The organism is Geofilum rubicundum JCM 15548, from assembly GCF_000974365.1.
Lineage (GTDB): Bacteria > Bacteroidota > Bacteroidia > Bacteroidales > Marinilabiliaceae > Geofilum > Geofilum rubicundum.
This window is the reverse complement of record NZ_BAZW01000006.1, coordinates 1-17,320: the sequence shown is the minus strand read 5'-3', so window position 1 is coordinate 17,320 and position 17,320 is coordinate 1. Positions and strand designations below refer to the sequence as shown.

Annotated in this window: 15 protein-coding genes, 1 tRNA gene and 1 pseudogene; 10 read left to right on the top strand and 7 right to left on the bottom strand. The window is 43.6% G+C overall.

Annotated elements, in window-relative coordinates; all coding sequences use genetic code 11:
* Positions 1 to 4: 4 nt before the first annotated feature.
* On the top strand, positions 5 to 136 hold the full coding sequence (locus JCM15548_RS25035; RefSeq protein WP_262486887.1) for a phospholipase D-like domain-containing protein: 132 nt from the start codon (positions 5 to 7) through the stop codon (positions 134 to 136).
* On the opposite strand, the gene JCM15548_RS04680 is transcribed toward JCM15548_RS25035, so the two are convergent.
* The 6 genes from JCM15548_RS04680 to JCM15548_RS04655 all read right to left on the bottom strand — a co-directional run bounded on the left by JCM15548_RS04680 (position 133) and on the right by JCM15548_RS04655 (position 7,598).
* Complete coding sequence (locus JCM15548_RS04680; RefSeq protein WP_062122758.1) at positions 133 to 1,077, bottom strand: pyridoxal-phosphate dependent enzyme; 945 nt, start codon at positions 1,075 to 1,077, stop codon at positions 133 to 135. The genes JCM15548_RS25035 and JCM15548_RS04680 overlap by 4 nt on opposite strands.
* A 256-nt stretch (positions 1,078 to 1,333) precedes the next feature.
* Positions 1,334 to 3,526 carry a sodium-translocating pyrophosphatase gene (locus tag JCM15548_RS04675; protein WP_062122757.1) on the bottom strand — a complete coding sequence of 731 codons (2,193 nt, stop codon included), beginning with the start codon at positions 3,524 to 3,526 and terminating at the stop codon, positions 1,334 to 1,336.
* A gap of 410 nt (positions 3,527 to 3,936) precedes the next feature.
* On the bottom strand, positions 3,937 to 5,151 hold the full coding sequence (gene clpX / locus JCM15548_RS04670) for an ATP-dependent Clp protease ATP-binding subunit ClpX (protein ID WP_062122756.1): 1,215 nt from the start codon (positions 5,149 to 5,151) through the stop codon (positions 3,937 to 3,939).
* 85 nt (positions 5,152 to 5,236) lie between these two features.
* On the bottom strand, positions 5,237 to 5,917 hold the full coding sequence (clpP, locus tag JCM15548_RS04665) for an ATP-dependent Clp endopeptidase proteolytic subunit ClpP (RefSeq protein ID WP_062122755.1): 681 nt from the start codon (positions 5,915 to 5,917) through the stop codon (positions 5,237 to 5,239).
* 68 nt (positions 5,918 to 5,985) lie between these two features.
* On the bottom strand, positions 5,986 to 7,347 hold the full coding sequence (gene tig / locus JCM15548_RS04660; protein WP_062122753.1) for a trigger factor: 1,362 nt from the start codon (positions 7,345 to 7,347) through the stop codon (positions 5,986 to 5,988).
* Positions 7,348 to 7,516: 169 nt separating this feature from the next.
* Positions 7,517 to 7,598 (bottom strand) — tRNA-Leu (locus JCM15548_RS04655).
* A 522-nt stretch (positions 7,599 to 8,120) separates the two neighbouring features.
* On the opposite strand from JCM15548_RS04655, the gene JCM15548_RS04650 reads away from it, so the two are divergent.
* The 9 genes and pseudogenes from JCM15548_RS04650 to JCM15548_RS26570 form a co-directional block, all read left to right on the top strand.
* Entirely contained in the window at positions 8,121 to 8,672 is a 552-nt protein-coding gene (locus tag JCM15548_RS04650; RefSeq protein ID WP_062122751.1) for a helix-turn-helix domain-containing protein, read from the top strand.
* A gap of 168 nt (positions 8,673 to 8,840) precedes the next feature.
* Positions 8,841 to 9,092, top strand: coding sequence for a PqqD family protein (locus tag JCM15548_RS04645; protein ID WP_062122749.1), 252 nt, complete (start codon positions 8,841 to 8,843; stop codon positions 9,090 to 9,092).
* Complete coding sequence (locus tag JCM15548_RS04640) at positions 9,089 to 10,153, top strand: ATP-grasp domain-containing protein (RefSeq protein WP_062122747.1); 1,065 nt, start codon at positions 9,089 to 9,091, stop codon at positions 10,151 to 10,153. Before JCM15548_RS04645 ends, JCM15548_RS04640 begins: the two co-directional genes overlap by 4 nt.
* A gap of 53 nt (positions 10,154 to 10,206) precedes the next feature.
* Positions 10,207 to 10,983 (top strand): T9SS type A sorting domain-containing protein, encoded by a 777-nt coding sequence (locus JCM15548_RS04635; protein WP_062122745.1) that lies wholly within the window; start codon positions 10,207 to 10,209, stop codon positions 10,981 to 10,983.
* Between the two features lie 36 nt (positions 10,984 to 11,019).
* Positions 11,020 to 12,372, top strand: a complete 1,353-nt coding sequence (locus JCM15548_RS04630) for an alanine racemase (RefSeq protein WP_062122743.1) — start codon at positions 11,020 to 11,022, stop codon at positions 12,370 to 12,372.
* A gap of 98 nt (positions 12,373 to 12,470) precedes the next feature.
* Entirely contained in the window at positions 12,471 to 14,663 is a 2,193-nt protein-coding gene (locus JCM15548_RS04625) for an urea transporter (protein WP_062122741.1), read from the top strand.
* Entirely contained in the window at positions 14,648 to 15,979 is a 1,332-nt protein-coding gene (locus JCM15548_RS04620; protein WP_062122739.1) for a hypothetical protein, read from the top strand. Before JCM15548_RS04625 ends, JCM15548_RS04620 begins: the two co-directional genes overlap by 16 nt.
* Positions 15,976 to 16,587 carry a tetratricopeptide repeat protein gene (locus JCM15548_RS04615; protein WP_062122737.1) on the top strand — a complete coding sequence of 204 codons (612 nt, stop codon included), beginning with the start codon at positions 15,976 to 15,978 and terminating at the stop codon, positions 16,585 to 16,587. The genes JCM15548_RS04620 and JCM15548_RS04615 overlap by 4 nt, the downstream gene beginning before the upstream one ends.
* A 205-nt stretch (positions 16,588 to 16,792) precedes the next feature.
* Positions 16,793 to 16,912 (top strand): annotated as a pseudogene (locus tag JCM15548_RS26570) (transposase); the annotation flags it as partial.
* 146 nt (positions 16,913 to 17,058) lie between these two features.
* Here JCM15548_RS26570 and JCM15548_RS04610 read toward each other — a convergent pair.
* Positions 17,059 to 17,320, bottom strand: a 262-nt coding sequence (locus JCM15548_RS04610; RefSeq protein WP_157482423.1) for a type II toxin-antitoxin system RelE/ParE family toxin, incomplete at its 5' end; no start/stop codon positions are given.

Sequence of the window (17,320 nt, the reverse complement as noted above, 5' to 3'; positions counted from 1 at the left end):
GGCGATGGAACTTAAACACACTTTTATTGAAGATCTCAAAGACAGTCGAGAAATCACCCTGAACGAATGGCCCTTGCGCCCCAAGATTCAGAAGATTAAGGAGTCCTTTGCCCGACTGGTCAGTCCGCTGCTTTAGTCCCCCAACAACGCCGCATCGTAATTACCACCACTGATGATCATGCCCACCCGTTTACCCTCAAAATAGCTCCGGTTTTCGAGCAAGGCAGCCAGGGGGACGGCCGAAGAGGGCTCCGCCAAAATGGCCGCATGCTTCTTCAAAAGCACCATGGCCGCCTTAATAGAACTTTCAGAGGCGGTGAAAATATCATCCACATGGCTTCTAATAATTTCCCAGGTGAGATCACTTAGTGAAGTACGCAAGCCATCTGCCATCGTCTCAGGGTTATCCGAAAGAAAAAGCTTTCCGGCTTTCAAAGAGCGACAGGCATCATCGGCATTTTTGGGTTCTGCGCCAATAATTTGGGCATCCGGACAAAGTGCTTTGGCCGAAATGGCCGTTCCGCTCATCAAGCCCCCGCCACCAACAGGCGCCATAACCACATCCAGCGGCCCCACCTCCTCCAGCAACTCCTTGGTCGCCGTGCCCTGACCGCAAACCACATTGAAATTATTATAGGGATGAATAAAGGTGGCCCCCGTCTCTGCCACCACCTTGGCCAGCGTTTGCTCTCTGGCTTCCAGAGTGGGTTCACAAAAAGTAATAACACCACCGTATGTCCTGACGGCTTCCACCTTCACGGCAGGTGCCGTATCGGGCATCACAATATGGGCCTTAACGCCCTTCAAAGAAGCGGCCAGGGAAAGCGCCGCCGCATGATTGCCCGAAGAATGCGTGGCCACGCCATGGACCAGCTGTTGGTCGGACAAGGACAGAATGGCATTCAGCGCCCCCCGAAACTTAAAAGCCCCCGCTTTTTGCAGGTTCTCACACTTAAAAAACAAGCGGGCCTTAAACAATTCATTCAAGGCACTGCTCTCTATAACTACTGTATGCCTGACAAAGGGTCGGATGCGCTCATGGGCCGCCTTCACATCTCTAAAAGTTGGTACAATCATATGGGCATGTATTAAAGAAGGGTTAAAGATAGTAAGAATACTATACCTTAACCCTCCTGCTAATAATGGATAATTCTTCTAATCAATGAGACCTCCAAATGTCTTTGATAATAAAGGTGTCAAAGACAAGGCTTGCGTAGTCAGAAAAGACGGAGTCGCAGCGAAGCGGAGTCCCGATTTTCGGGATCGACTGGTATCATTGGGTGTTTTTCTGACAAGCATAAAGCCGTATTTGGGGTTTTTATTTTCAAAGCCCCTATAGCAGGTGATAGGACACGGCCACTCCGACGGTCACCACAGAAGCCATCACCATCAGTTTGATGAGGATATTCAAACTCGGACCGGAAGTATCCTTGAACGGATCCCCCACTGTATCACCAATGACAGTAGCTTTGTGCGTTTCAGACCCCTTGCCACCCAGGTTGCCTTCCTCTACGTACTTCTTGGCATTGTCCCAGGCACCTCCGGCATTGGCCATAAAAATGGCCAGCGCAAAACCACTGGTGATGGTACCTGTCAACAAGCCGGCAATTCCCGGAACACCAAATACCAAACCGACAACAACCGGAATCAATAAGGCGATTAAAGAAGGGGTCATCATCTCGCGCTGGGCCCCTTTGGTCGATATTTCCACACAACGGGCATAATCAGGCTCTGCGGTTCCTTCCATGATACCGGGAATGGTCCTGAACTGACGACGCACCTCGTCCACCATTTTCTGAGCGGCACGTCCCACAGCATTCATGGTAATACCACTAAAGACAAAAACGGCCATAACTCCCAGGAACATACCCACTATCACTTTGGGGTTCATCAGGTGTATTTCATAATGCTGAACAAAATCATAAAAAGACGCATCAATGGCTGGTACGTTATTGATGAGTTCCTGTGGACGATCCAATATTTTCACAAACATCATCCGGACCTCTTCAAAGTAGGAGGCCAAGAGCGCCAACGCTGTAAGCGCAGCACTTCCAATGGCAAAACCTTTTCCGGTAGCGGCTGTGGTGTTTCCCAAAGAATCCAGCGCATCGGTCCGTTGGCGCACCTCCGCGCCCAGACCGCTCATTTCGGCGTTACCCCCGGCATTGTCCGCAATGGGTCCGTAAGCATCCGTGGCGAGCGTAATTCCCAAAGTGGAAAGCATGCCCACAGCAGCAATACCGATCCCATATAAACCGACATTCAGACTGTCCATGCCAAAATTAAATCCGGTGGCAAAACCAAAAGCCAGCGTAATGGCCACGACAATAATAATCAAAGGAATGGAAGCAGAAATCAGTCCGGTTCCCACGCCACTGATGATAACCGTAGCTGGTCCCGTATTGCCCGATTCGGCAATTTTTTGCGTGGGCCGGTAGGCCGATGCCGTGTAATACTCGGTAGACTGTCCAATACCAATTCCTGCCAGTAAACCGACCACAATAGCCCCCCAAATCCCCACATAATTGGGCAAAGCCAAATATTGAAGAATAAAGAAAGAAGCGATAATAATCAAAAGGGCGCTCACATTCACACCCAATCCCAAGGCTTTTAGCAACTCCTTTTGCGTGGCACCCTCACGGGTACTCACCATAAAAACACCGGCAATCGAAAGCAAGGTACCTACCGCAGCAATGAGCATGGGTGCCAGAACAGCATTCAGTTGAATGTCTTCCATATGGATAAAGGCAGCTGCCCCTAGCAGAGCCGTTGCTAAAATTGAAGCAGCAAAGGATTCAAACAAATCCGCCCCCATACCGGCCACATCCCCCACGTTGTCCCCCACATTATCGGCAATGGTCGCCGGGTTACGCGGATCGTCCTCAGGAATTCCGGCTTCCACCTTTCCTACCAGATCGGCCCCCACATCCGCGGCCTTGGTGTATATACCCCCGCCCACACGGGCAAAAAGGGCCTGCGTAGAAGCTCCCATACCAAAGGTCAGCATAATAGCCGTAATGGTCATCAGCTTATAGCCGCCTGCCATATCTTCAATGAAATGATTCAATACCAAAAACCAGATGGAGATGTCCATAAGCACCAATCCGACCACCACCAGTCCCATAACAGCACCACTGCGAAAAGCCAGCTTTAGACCCATATTTAAGGAAGTGCGGCAGGCATTGGCCACCCGTGCAGAAGCATAAGTCGCAGCCTTCATACCAAAAAAACCGGCCAGTCCGGAGAAGGCACCACCGGTTATAAAGGCAAAGGGTACCCACTTATTTTGAACACCCAGACCGTAGGCCAGAAAAGAAAAGATAATGGTAATGACAATAAAGACAATGATGACAATCTTGTATTGCTGTCGCAAATAAGCAGAGGCCCCTTTACGAACGTGTTCAGCAATGCGTTGCATTTTTTCAGTCCCTTCGGAACTTTTCATCATTTGCCTGAAAAAGATAAAGGCAAAAGTAAGCGCCAACAGCGATGTTACAGGAACAATCGCAAAAATAGAGCTAAGCATAAGCATTTTGAGTTTAAGTTATTATTGAATGATGATTTGATTATTTAATCCGATCCATGTATTCAATTGTCAGTCACTTCAGCCAGCCAGCACACTTTTTACAGCTTTTTCAATATAATTAAGTTTTAAATGTAGCAAAAAATTAAATCCATTGTCATTATATTCTTTCTAAATAACCGGGATTCATTAAAACTTCCTCCTCCTAAATGGAGACAAGGAACCAAACGAAAAACGCCCACCTCTATATTCAAGGGGAACGCTCACTTTGTTATTAAAAATATAGACAAATGCAGCTCATCGACAATGTCGCCAAACAAAAACACCCACTACACGCAATAACGCAGCACAAATGGAATGTCGCGTTAGTTGGTGTAGTGGGTGGTCTCTATTATTTATTCAGCCGAAGGGGATCAACCTGCCTTCAACAGACTAATATTGGCTTTCTCCAATTTCTCCCGGGCCATTCTCAGGGTAATTTCGAGCTTACCGGTGTCTTTACCGGGACTCTCAAACATGTGGTCCATCATAATGGTTTCACAAATGGAGCGCAGTCCCCTTGCCCCCAATTTAAATTCAACAGCCTTATCTACGACGTAATCGAGCACCTCATCATCAAAGACCAGTTCAATTTTATCCATTTCAAACAATTTGATGTATTGCTTGATGATTGAATTCTTAGGCTCCGTCAGAATCTTCCTCAAGGTATCCCTGTCGAGCGGATTCAAATACGTCAGAATGGGTAAACGGCCAATAATCTCAGGAATTAAACCAAAAGACTTTAAATCCTGGGGGGCAATATATTGCAAGAGATTCTTAGGATCAATGGCATCCCTGTTTTCTGAAGCGGCATAACCCACCACACGGGTATTGAGTCGTTGACCGATTTTGCGATCAATGCCATCAAAAGCACCACCGCAAACGAAAAGAATATTTTTGGTATCCACCGGAATCATCTTTTGCTCCGGGTGTTTGCGTCCACCCTGAGGCGGCACATTCACCACGGCCCCTTCCAATAGTTTCAGCAGACCTTGTTGAACACCTTCGCCGGACACATCACGGGTAATGGAAGGATTATCACCCTTACGGGCAATTTTATCGATCTCATCGATAAAAACAATTCCCTTTTGAGCTGCTTCCACGTTATAGTCGGCCGCCTGCAGTAAGCGCGTCAGAATACTTTCAATGTCCTCACCCACATAACCGGCCTCGGTTAAAACGGTGGCATCAACAATGGTAAAGGGTACGTGCAACATACGGGCAATGGTACGGGCCAAAAGTGTTTTGCCGGTACCTGTTTCTCCCACCAAAATAATATTCGATTTTTCAATCTCCACATCTTCCGATGAAGAAGGTTGCATCAAACGCTTGTAGTGGTTGTAAACAGCAACGGACAAGTATTTTTTGGCTTCCACCTGACCAATGACATATTGATCCAGAAAGGTTTTGATCTCGGAAGGCTTCATCAACTTAACGCCCTTCATATCAAAAGAACTTTTCTTTTTGAACTCTTCCGCCAAAATGCCATGGGCCTGTTCAATACAACTGTCACAAATATGCCCGGACACCCCCGCAATTAAAAGATTGGTATCTTTTCGGCTTCTTCCGCAAAATGAACATTTATCCATAAAAAATCTCCCTGCTAATTAACAGTGAATGCAGGATCAGTTCAAAAGAACAGACCCTGCATCTCCAGTGATGTAAATATCCGTCTTATTTCTTTTTCTCCCGGGTCAACACGTCATCGATCATACCGTAAGCCTTGGCTTCTGCAGCAGTCATCCAGTAGTCCCGGTCCGAGTCCTTCTCAACTTTCTTAAAAGTATTACCGGAATGCTCCGCAATAATGGTGTAAAGCTCCTTACGCAACTTCACAATCTCGCGGGTGGTGATTTCAATATCCACCGACTGTCCCTGAGCGCCGCCCATGGGCTGGTGAATCATAACTCGCGAATGCTTCAGAGCCGACCGCTTGCCTTTGGCTCCGGCCGTCAACAACACCGCACCCATGGATGCAGCCATACCCGTACAAATGGTGGCCACTTCGGATGAAATGTATTGCATGGTATCATAAATACCTAAACCGGCATGTACCGATCCGCCCGGCGTATTAAAATAGATGGAAATATCCTTGGACGGATCCACAGAATCCAGGTACAATAACTGAGCCTGGATAATATTGGCCACATACTCATCGATAGGTAGTCCCAAAAAGATAATACGATCCATCATCAATCGCGAAAACACATCCATAGAAGCCACATTCAACTGACGTTCTTCTATAATGGTGGGTGAAATATAACTGTTGGAGACAGACATGTACTTATCCATCATCAAACTGTTAATACCCACGTGCTTGGTAGCGTACTTATAAAAATCTTTTGGATCACTCATTGATTTAACTTTTTAAATTAGCAACCTTAAAATTAGCAAATTCTTCTGGTTGCAAGGGTGTGAATCAATTAATTATTGTCAAATAATTTATTGAAGTCCTCACGGCTAATATTCTGCTCATCTATTTTAACCGCCTCTTTGATGAAAGCCATCACCTTTTCCTGAATAGCTGCTTCGGCCATACGACGTCCCTGATCCTCTTTTTTCAACATATCCATGGCATAGCCTTCGATGTGCTCATCGGGCAGATTGGTCAGACCATATTGCATAAACTGCATACGTGCCGATTTCTTGGCATAGTCCACCACATCCTTCTCTTCCACTTTCAACTCGTTGGAACGGATGATTTCATTCTTAATCAGCTGCCATTTTAAATCTTCCATGAACTTGGGCATATCGTTATCGATCTGCTCATCACTCATTTTTTCTTCGCCCCGATCGGTGGCCTTTAACCAGCGCTTCAGGAATTCCTCCGGCAATTGAACATCCAGCTTGGATGTCAATTTTTCGCGGGCATCCATGGCAAATTTGTATTCGGATTCCATTTCGAAATTGCGCTGCAAGTCTTCTTTCACCTTGGTTTTCATTTCCTCTTCTGTGGAAACGACACCGGGACCAAACAACTTGTCGAACAACTCTTTATTGAGCTCAGGCTCAATAAATTCAGTGATCTCCTTGATGGTGAATTTAAAATCACCCTTCACCTCAGCCGCCTGTTCCTTGGTGATTTTTAACAGGTAAGAAATCTCCGTATCATTAGGGAAGGCTTTCTTAACATCAAAGACCACTTCCTCGCCCACTTTCTTACCCAATAACTTTTTCTTCTGGGCATCGTTTTTAACGATGGCCATTGACATCACTGCGTCCTCAGCAACAATACCATCCTCAACCGGGTTGCCATCCTTATCCACTTGCACAAAGTCGCCTTTGGCCAGTGACTGCTCCGTGACTGCTTCTACCACGTCATTGGTGCCAAAACGGCCGGTCAGGTTCTTGATTTGGCCATCCAACATATCGTCAGACACTTCAATCTGGTAATAAGGCAGTTTCTCGCGCTTGCTCAACTTCACTTCCACAGTTGGGGAAAGCGCAATGTCAAAGGCAAACTCAAAACTGTCCTGGGTATCAAAATCAATGGGTTGTTGTGCTTCACTTGGCAGCGGCTCACCCAAAATATTTAATTCATTTTCAGTCAAATAATTGGAGAGATTTTCAGACACCAACTTATTTATCTCATCCACCATCACGGCGTTGCCATACATCTTTTTGATAAGACCGGCAGGCACTTTTCCAGGGCGAAACCCGGGCATGTTGGCCTTTTTCTGATAGGTTTTCAGGACATCGGCTACTTTTTGCTCGTAATCGTCCTTATCGATGGTCAGTTTAATAACTGCATTCAGTTCGTCAATGTTTTCCCTTGTGATGTTCATCAGCGTTGAATTAAATAATATTTGAAATAAGAGAGCGCAAAGATAATGAAGCATTTACAATGTAACAACATCTATAGCTCAATCTTCATAAGCGATCATTTTAAACTTAAAAAACCGCCTACTTACGATAAAAATCGTTAGCCAGGCGGTTTCTCCTATTTGTTTTATGTGCGGACGAAGGGACTCGAACCCCCACGCCTTTCGGCACTAGATCCTAAGTCTAGCGCGGCTACCAATTACGCCACGTCCGCTCGAAAACGCGGTGCAAATGTAAGAACATTTTTCATTTTTACAAATAGCACCCTGTTATTTTTATAAAAACGTTCTTCCAATGCTAAAGACAAAACCAAAACTTCCAGACTAAGGGATGCTTTAGCCCTGTGAATGCTGAATGGAGTCGTCCTCAGGTTGGACTAGGTGGTTATTTAGGATCGTTTATTTTTCGTGGTTGATTATTTTAAACTGTCCGTCTTACAGGAGCGGCTACATCCGGTATGCACCTTGCATCCTGAGCGAATGGCAACAAGAACTATATACCTAAAGGCCATTCCGACCAATTCATCGGAAAACTTTCACTACATGGAAATCGTCATATATAGAATGGGCGTCATCTACCCGGGGATTAAACATTTTTAGCTGTTTCCTGCATCGTCTTTGTGAAGTAATATTTGTATATTTAGGAGCCTTGATAAGTATTCCAATTCTATCAAATGTCTGATATTAATCATATTGACAAAAAACCACTTATCCGCCAGATAATACGGATAAAAAATATGATCTGCAATTGCTGTAAGGTTTCTGTAAGGGAATTGCTGGAGCAGCATGGGATAAAAGTTGAGGAGTTGGAATTGGGATATGCTGTTGTGCTTTATAAAGGGTCAGAAATGAGTCTGGAAAAAATGGACACCTTACTCAAAAAACTCGGGATGGGTATAATTAAAACCCGGGAAGATCAAATGATCGAAAAAATAAAGCAAGCCGTGGTTGATTTGGTGCACCACATGAACAATGTCAACTCAATTGTACGTAAATCCGATTACCTCGTTGAAAAACTGGGAATGAGTTATCAGCAGCTATCCAAAGCCTTCTCACACCATGAGTCCATTACGTTGGAAAAGTATATCATCCTCAACAAAATTGAACGGATTAAGGAGCTTATTGATCAAAATGAGTTTTCGTTAACCGAGATTGCCTATATGATGGATTACAGCAGTGTCCATTATTTGTCGGGACAATTTAAAAAATACACAGGCTACTCTGTCTCCGACTACAAGGTAGGATTGGCAGGGTCCAAAACTTCGCTTGACCAAATTGGGCAGGATTGATAACAATCCTCAATAAGTCGTGTCAATGCAGAAATGCATTGACAACACTTCTCCTTGCAAAATTTCATACAATTTACACATGATTTAGTAACACTTTTCAAACGGAATCATTGCTAATTTGTATTGTGTAAAATTCAAAACAATAATACCCTATAAATTCAGGCAGTTATGAGAATTAAACCTACGATTGCAATCAATGACAATGGTTTTTTGTTCGATCCGAATACCGGGGAGTCATACACCACCAATCCTGTTGGCAGGGAGATCGTTTTTCATTTGAAAAATGGCATGCAGGAGAATGAAATTAAGGAGGAAATCAGAGCGCGTTATGATGTAGAGGAGATAACGCTTGAAAAAAACATGATTGATTTCTTTGCCATGCTGAAGCATTATAACCTCAGTGAAGAAAAAGACAAATGAGTAAACAGACAATAAATATTGCGATTACCGGCCTCAACAATACCGATAACCCGGGGCCGGGCGTACCAGTAATCAGGGGCATCAGAGAATCTCAGGACCTGGATGTAAAGATTATCGGGATGGCCTACGAAAACCTGGAACCCGGTATATATATGCCAGGAATTACTGACATCACCTACCTTATTCCTTATCCTTCGGCCGGAACAAAAGTGTTTTTGAACCGCATAATGGAAATCCATGAACGGGAAAGGATTGACTTGATAATCCCCAATTTTGATGCGGAACTCTATACTTTTATCAAATCAGAGAAGCTTCTTGCGCAGAAAGGCATACGGACCTTCCTGCCTTCGCTGAACCAGCTAGAAGAACGCAGTAAGTCCAACTTACCTGCCTTCGGAGAGAAGTATGGCATTAGAATACCAAAATCGCGCGAAATTGTTAGTTTGATTGACATTCCTTCGTTACGAGAAGACTTTGATTACCCACTATTGGTTAAAGGAAAGTTTTATGATGCCTACCTGGCTTATAACTCAGAGCAGGTAATTACTCACTTTAATAAAATTTCTGCCAAATGGGGACTTCCGGTTATTATTCAGGAATTTATTAAAGGGACGGAGGTCAACGTGGTCGCACTGGGCGATGGCACCGGCCGCACTGTGGCAGCCGTTTCAATGCGTAAACAATACATAACCGATAAAGGAAAAGCCTGGGGAGGCATCACCATTGATGATTCGCAAATGATGGAGATAACCCGTGACATCATTGCCAAAACCAGATGGAAAGGCGGAATGGAGCTGGAAATGATAAAAACTTCATCGGGCGAGTACTTCCTGATTGAGATTAATCCACGCATTCCGGCATGGGTGTACCTGGCAGTTGGTGCCGGACAGAACATTCCTGAATATATGGTAAAGATGGCTATGGGTGAGAATGTTCCGACGTCCCAAGAATACCAGGTAGGCAAAATGTTTATCCGTTATTCCTGGGATATGCTGGGCGACATAGGTCAGTTTGAAAAGATATCAATGGACGGGGAACTTCAACATTCAGATGAATTTTAATGATCCCTTTTGTCCATCTTACTATTGAAATCCACATTATTAAAACAAATAAAATGAGAGCTTTAGCATTTTTTTTGGTGTTGTTTTTTTCACTTCAGGCTGGGAAAGCCCAGTTTGATTTAGAGAAAACGTATGACTTTTCCCTGACGTCGACCAAGATCAATGCCAGCGATTACAAGTATTACCTCATGGATGTTCCTAGGAGTGAATGTCGCATCTATCATTTGGACCATACTTTGTGGAAGACCATTCCCATAGCATTGCCGGCCGATTATTACCTGTACGATATTCAATTTGTGACCCAAAACTTATTTAATGCTGATTCAAACATTGAAATATGGTTCTCTGCATACAATTGGGTAACGGTTGGCGAGGATGGTTACTATCGGTATATCTCAAAGGTCATTGATGAGACCGGGCGGGTGCTAACTACAATAAATGGGGGATTGTATGCATCAATATTACCCGTCGGAGAAGAGGTATATAAAATGGTGGTGCATGCCTATGACAATTCATTTTGGCCGGGCTCCATCAAGACCTATCTCTATTCCATTCCCGGCACCCAAACGGCCATTTGGCATGCCGTTGCACAATCGCCCGAATCCTATCCAAATCCGGCCAGGGACCTTATTCATATAATTGTTCCAACCGGGAATGAACTTGGCATACTTAAAATATTTTCACTCTCGGGAAAAATTATGAAGGAAATACCCCTGGAAGGAAAAACAAACATAGCATTGAGCATATACGGCTGGCCTGCAGGCACTTATCTTTATCATATTGCAGTTGGTCATAGGATATCCCAAACAGCCAAAATTGTTGTGTATTAAAAGTGGAAGAGCAGAATAACTAAACATTTACCAGAGATGGAAAAATTAAAATATGAAAGACCCGTTATTAACCGCATCCAAAGCGGTTTACCTGATAAATTCGGGGCCAAATTTGTTCTCGAAGCCAAAACGGAAATAGAGGGGCATTTGGTGAAGGATTTGTTGGCCGAATATGGTTCACCGGTTTATGTCTTGTCAGAGATTGTGATCCGCGATACTTATCGCGAATTGTTACAGGCATTTTCTACCCGATATCAGAAAGTACAAATGGCATGGTCCTACAAAACCAATTACCTAGATGCCGTATGCCGTATTTTTCATCAGGAAGGCTCATGGGCCGAAGTTGTTTCGTGGTTTGAGTACGAGAAAGCCCTTAGCAATGACGTGGATCCCAGAAACATAATTTTTAACGGGCCCTACAAAACGGCGGAAGAGCTAAAATCTGCCATTCAAAAGGGGTCTTTGATACATGTGGACCATTTCGATGAGTTGTATCAAATCATTCAATTATCAAAAGAGTTGCCTGAAAAAGCCAGATTGGCTATCCGAATTAATATGAACACAGGCATCTATCCGCAATGGGAACGATTTGGGTTTAATTACGAAAATGGCGAGGCATGGAATGCTGTTAATCGAATAATGAACACTGAAAACGTTGAGTTGGTAGGCCTGCACACACACATTGGCACTTATATTATGAGTGTTTCTGCATACAGCGTAGCAGCAGCCAAACTGGCTGATTTGGCTGTCAGGACCGAACGAAAATACAGTCATAAGATCAGGTACATAGATATGGGGGGAGGTTTTGCCACCCGAAACACCTTAAAAGGTGCTTACCTGCCAGGTACGGACACATGTCCAACATTCGATGATTACGCGGAAGCTATAACCGGAGCTCTGCTTAATTCAGAGATTAAACCGGAGGATATGCCACTGCTGATCTTGGAAACCGGAAGGGCGCTCATCGATGATGCCGGTTACCTTTTAGGCTCTGTGGTTGCCAACAAACGAATGGCCAGCGGACAGAGGGGAATGATAATAAACATCGGTGTAAATCACTTATTTACTTCATTCTGGTACGAGCACACCATAATACCCGGAGTACCTGTCAATGACGACTCGGAGGACACCCAGATATGTGGCCCGTTGTGCATGAATATTGATATCATACGCCAGGCAGTACGTTTCCCCTTGTTGCAGCCGGGCGATCCGGTAGTAATAGAGCGTATAGGGGCATACAACATGACACAATGGCTTCAGTTTATTACTTACAGGCCAAAAATTGTTTTACTGGGAAGTGATGGTGAAGTATATGTAATAAGGGAAAATGAAAGCCTTGAAACTTTCAAGGCCCAGGAAAGCGTCCCTGATTATTTGAAATGTGTATGAATCGACAATAACAAACACGAATGAAACGTGCGTGCGAGAGCAGCTCTCAAGTTCCATTTCGCCAATCACTATAACAAATTATATACTGATGAAATAGTATGGAATCATTGAAGCAATCATGGCGAATCCTGACCGATGGCTTTCTTAACAGCTATGCACAAGTTTTCTTTTCAGATGACAGAAAGCTTGGGTGGATTTTATTGTTTGTCAGTTTTATTGACGTGAACGCAGGGTTGTCTGGGGCAATTGCTGCTATCGTCAGCAATTTGGCTGCGCAATTGATGGGATTTGACACCTGGTTCACAAAAAAAGGTTATTATGGCTACAATAGTTTGCTGGTAGGGCTTGGATTTGGCCTCACATTTAATGTAGGGCCCGCATTTTTCCTGTTGCTGTTGGTGGCTGCCTTACTAACATTTTTCTTCACCATTGCCTTCCAGGGGTTTTTCTTTAAATATGGCCTACCCTATTTAAGTATTCCTTTCCTATTGGGAATATGGCTGGTGATGATGGCATCTGCGGAGTTCAGCGAACTGGGGTTGAGCACACGAGGAATATTTATTCACAATGAGCTATTTGCAATAGGGGGCAAAGGGCTCATTGATGGTGTTTCCTGGTTTGATGAATGGATCAGTCATGAATGGATCAGAACATATCTGTTTTCGTTAGGAGCCATCTTCTTTCAGTATAATTTATTGGCAGGTCTTTTAATTGCCATTGGGATCCTGTTGTATTCGCGCATTGCGTTTACTTTGTCAATATATGGTTTCATGCTGGCATGGGGTTTTTATCACATAACCGGTGCCGACATATCCGTATTGGGATACAGCTACATAGGCTTTAATTACATACTGACAAGTATTGCGATAGGCGGTTTCTTCATCATCCCGTCGCGATGGTCATACCTTTGGTTGATATGGTTACTGCCAATGGTAATAATGGTGACATTGAGCCTCCAGAAACTGTTTGCGTTTCTTCAGTTGGGATTGTACGCACTGCCTTTCAATGTAGTGGTAATAACGTTCTTGTATGTCCTAAAAATAAGGATTAAGCCAGGTCACAGGCTCATTGAGACACCTGTGCAACTATTTAGCCCAGAAAAAAACCTTTATCAGTTACGCACCAATGTCAACAGATTTCACTCTATTGATTACCAACCAATAGGACTACCGGTTATTGGCGAGTGGACCGTTAGCCAGGCTTATGACGGGGAATTGACACATAAAGGGGAGTGGGCACAGGCACTGGATCTAATTATTCTTGGCAATAATAAAAAACAGTTCAGGGAAGGTAACAATGTGCAAGACTATTATTGCTATGAAAAGCCTGTCGTGGCACCTGCTGATGGAATTGTGGCTGACGTGACAGACGGCATCTCAGATAATCTCATAGGAGATAGCAACATAAATAAAAACTGGGGAAACAGTATAGTCCTAAAACATAATGACCACCTTTTTTCACAGGTAAGCCATTTAAAACCAGGCTCTATAAAAGTCAAAAAAGGCGATCATTTAAACAAAGGTGAGATAATTGGATGGTGTGGTAATTCAGGGCGCTCTCCTTTTCCGCACCTGCATTTTCAAATTCAGGAAACCCCGCATATCGGCAGTAAAACAATGAACTATCCTTTGTCTAATTATCTGGTGGAAGAGGATGGTCGTCTGACGCTGAAAACACATGCCATTCCTGCAATTGATGAAAAGGTAACAGCGATTCAAAACCATGCCATGCTAGAGCAAGCTTTTCATTTTGTACCAGGGCGTAAATTTGTTTTCGAAGTTGAAAAAGCTGATGATGACTGGCTCGCCGGCCGCCATGAGTGGGAAGTAAAAACCGATGAGTACAACAACTCATACATTGAATGCGCCCGCAGTGGAGCAACAGCCTGGTTTTATAACAATGGCAATATTCATTATTTTATTAATTACCTGGGCACCCGTAAAAGTTTACTTTATTATTTCTACCTGGCTTTTTATAAAGTGCTCACAGGTTACTACAAAGGATTAACAATAGAGGATCAATTGCCTCCAAACAAGGTTTACGCTCATTTCCCGATGTTTTTACACGATTTCATTGCCCCCTTTTGGTTCTATTTGAAAGCTGATTTTCAGCTTTCTTATAAACAGTTTAATGATGACATTTCGGCATCATCGGGGATTATTAGCTCGGTTATTAATTTGAGCAGAAGCAGAAAAATGCATTTTGAAGCTGAACTGTCCGAACACTTCATAACCTCATTTAGTGTTAAAATTGAAAACCAACAATTTAAAGCCATATGTATCGAATCGTAGTTACAGTTATTTGGTGGTCAGTGATACAAGGTTTGGGCTACAGTCAACCAGTCCGCCAGAAAACCGACTCATTAACCTATCAGCTCTATCTTTCCCAAGAGTGGAAACCACTGATGCGCGAAACCAGGCGCTCCCTCCACCAAGGAATTGACTTTTTCTATCTCCGGGTAAGGGCAGGAATAGCTGCTTATGAGTTGAAGAAATATCGATTGGCGGCCCATCATTTGTCAAAAGCCTACAAGAAAAACAGTTCCGATGAGTTTGTCAATTATTGGTATTATTATTCATTGGTGATGTCCGGCCGCAAGGACGAGGCAAATAGACTTGCAATGCGTTTTTCCGATGATTACCTCTCAAGCATGGACATCAGGAAACAGACTGGAGTTAATTCAATACTGGCCGAAGTGCAGATTTCAGACAACAGTGAAATAGAGGCTTTACTGGACGAAAATATAGCTGGGGCATACAATTATCTGGGTTACCGAAATGTGGCCGACCGCCAGGTTTATAAGGCATTTGGCATTGATCACCGGGTTTCCGGCAGGGTGTATGCATTTCACGGGGTCAGTCACCTCGGGATTTCAAGAATGCAACTTTTTCAGTCACCACTTACAAGGATAAATATCCAACATGAGAGCACAACCACACAATACCAATATTATCTGCAGGGACGTTATTTGTTCGATCATGGGTGGATGGTTACATCTTCTGCTTCTCTATTGTGGGGAGAAGCAGTAAGTCATTGGTTCTCCTACTCTTCAGAAGGGGTTCCCCGGTTAAACAGGAACATTTATGCCATCAATGATTATGTTTTAAACGCAGGAATTGCCAAAGAATTAAGGTGGTTACGTCCAAAACTTTCCTTATCGGCAGGAGAAATAAGTGGCACCAAACAATGGCAAATTGATGGACAGGTGATTGTTTACCCCTTGGGAAATACCAATTTGTATTTGACTTCGGACCTGTCAAGGTATCACGACAATGGTACAGACAAAAACCATCATGTTTTTAGTCAAAAACTAAGTATTAAAACCGGACCTCTTTGGCTAACAGGTGAGTGGGTGACAGGGAACATAAGAAATTTTAGTGCCTCCGATGGCTATATCGTTTACAACATGTCCGAAACCATTAAAGGCATAGCCGGCATTACTGCCTGGATACCACTATTTAATAACCGGTTTGACATCACAGGTCGTTACCGCATAACAGATAAAGAAGGACTAACCTTCATTTATGCCAACACCGTTGATTATCAGATGGCGAAATATTTGTTCAGCGAAAAGAGCTTTTTAATCAGTTTAAGATACAACTTATGAAGCATTTATTAGCAATTGCCATTTTGTTTGTTGTGCTTGTTTCGACAGAGGCACAATACAGCGATCAGGTGTTAAAAGCCTTTGAACAAAGTTACTCGCTTGAAAAAGCAGGTGACTTTGAGCAGTCTGCTGCAGTGCTTCAGAACATCTACCAGCGCGATTCCTATGAGTTTAACCTGCGATTGGGATGGCTATATTTTAACGAAGGTTGCTTTGAAGATTCAAAAACCCATTACAAGCGCGCATTGGCATTGATGCCTTACAGTGAAGAAGCCCGCTTTGGCATTGTCCTGCCAATGGCTGCCAATGGTGAGTGGGACGAAATTATAAAAATCTACTCCCAGATACTTGAAAACAGCCCAGGTAATACGGTCGCCCTCTATAGGCTAGGATCCATTCATTACGAAAGAAAAAACTGGACGCAGGCAGCACGCCATTTTCAAAAGGTGGTGGATTTATATCCCTTCCATTACGATGGCCTGATTATGATGGCCTGGACCAGTCTGCAACTAGGGAAAAACCGGGAAGCACGAGTACTTTTTAATAAAGTTTTACTTTGGTCACCCAATGACGCCTCAGCCCGCGAAGGACTAAAACTACTTGACTGACTTCCAGCATTTTATTTATAGACTTTGGAAATAAACATTCAGCCTGACAAGTCTTGTAAAAGTAAGAAATTTGCGCTGACTTATCACCAAAGAAGAGGATCCCATGCACATAAGTAGAGAGTTTGCGGGTGTTGTTAATGCCGGCCGTTACAAAAATTGACGCGGGGAATAAAAACCCAGCTATCTGACAGTTGCCGAGCATTTTATCAGGTATCTGGGGCAATACACCCATCGCATTGCCATCAGCAACCAGAGGATATTGAACGTTGACTCAACACACGTCACTTTCGTAGCTAAAGACTACCGGAACCGGGCACAAAAGAAACCAGTACCATGGGTGGCCTTGCCAAAAACATCAAAAACCGACAACAAGTCCATAAAAGAAGATTGTAGCTCAACCGAGCTGGGTTCCCGATTCTCGGGACAAGCAGTGCCGACCGCTCATATACTCTAATATATTATGTGGGGTTATTATTTTCCTTTTAATCTATTCTTTAGGTCCATTTGCTCGTGGAGTATTCTTATAATTTCAATTTGACCTTCTGCTTTCTTTTGATAGAAAATAATATGTCGCCCCGACTTTATTCCCAACAAAAACTCTGTTATATTGGAGTAGTCTTTCCCTAAATCGGGCTTTTTAGCAGCCTCTTCGCAAGAATCAATAAGCATTTCATAGTAGATGTCTGCTTGACTTTCAGACCATTCAATTACAGTGTAATTCCAAATATTGGTT

Coding starts and splice junctions, on each gene's coding strand:
- JCM15548_RS04645 (WP_062122749.1), top strand. CDS start 8,841: ATGAGAATTAAACCTACGATTGCAATCAATGACAATGGTTTTTTGTTC.
- JCM15548_RS04615 (WP_062122737.1), top strand. CDS start 15,976: ATGAAGCATTTATTAGCAATTGCCATTTTGTTTGTTGTGCTTGTTTCG.
- JCM15548_RS04625 (WP_062122741.1), top strand. CDS start 12,471: ATGGAATCATTGAAGCAATCATGGCGAATCCTGACCGATGGCTTTCTT.
- clpP (WP_062122755.1), bottom strand. CDS start 5,917: ATGAGTGATCCAAAAGATTTTTATAAGTACGCTACCAAGCACGTGGGT.
- JCM15548_RS04630 (WP_062122743.1), top strand. CDS start 11,020: ATGGAAAAATTAAAATATGAAAGACCCGTTATTAACCGCATCCAAAGC.
- tig (WP_062122753.1), bottom strand. CDS start 7,347: ATGAACATCACAAGGGAAAACATTGACGAACTGAATGCAGTTATTAAA.
- JCM15548_RS04680 (WP_062122758.1), bottom strand. CDS start 1,077: ATGATTGTACCAACTTTTAGAGATGTGAAGGCGGCCCATGAGCGCATC.
- JCM15548_RS04640 (WP_062122747.1), top strand. CDS start 9,089: ATGAGTAAACAGACAATAAATATTGCGATTACCGGCCTCAACAATACC.
- clpX (WP_062122756.1), bottom strand. CDS start 5,151: ATGGATAAATGTTCATTTTGCGGAAGAAGCCGAAAAGATACCAATCTT.
- JCM15548_RS04650 (WP_062122751.1), top strand. CDS start 8,121: ATGATCTGCAATTGCTGTAAGGTTTCTGTAAGGGAATTGCTGGAGCAG.
- JCM15548_RS25035 (WP_262486887.1), top strand. CDS start 5: ATGGAACTTAAACACACTTTTATTGAAGATCTCAAAGACAGTCGAGAA.
- JCM15548_RS04635 (WP_062122745.1), top strand. CDS start 10,207: ATGAGAGCTTTAGCATTTTTTTTGGTGTTGTTTTTTTCACTTCAGGCT.
- JCM15548_RS04620 (WP_062122739.1), top strand. CDS start 14,648: ATGTATCGAATCGTAGTTACAGTTATTTGGTGGTCAGTGATACAAGGT.
- JCM15548_RS04675 (WP_062122757.1), bottom strand. CDS start 3,526: ATGCTTAGCTCTATTTTTGCGATTGTTCCTGTAACATCGCTGTTGGCG.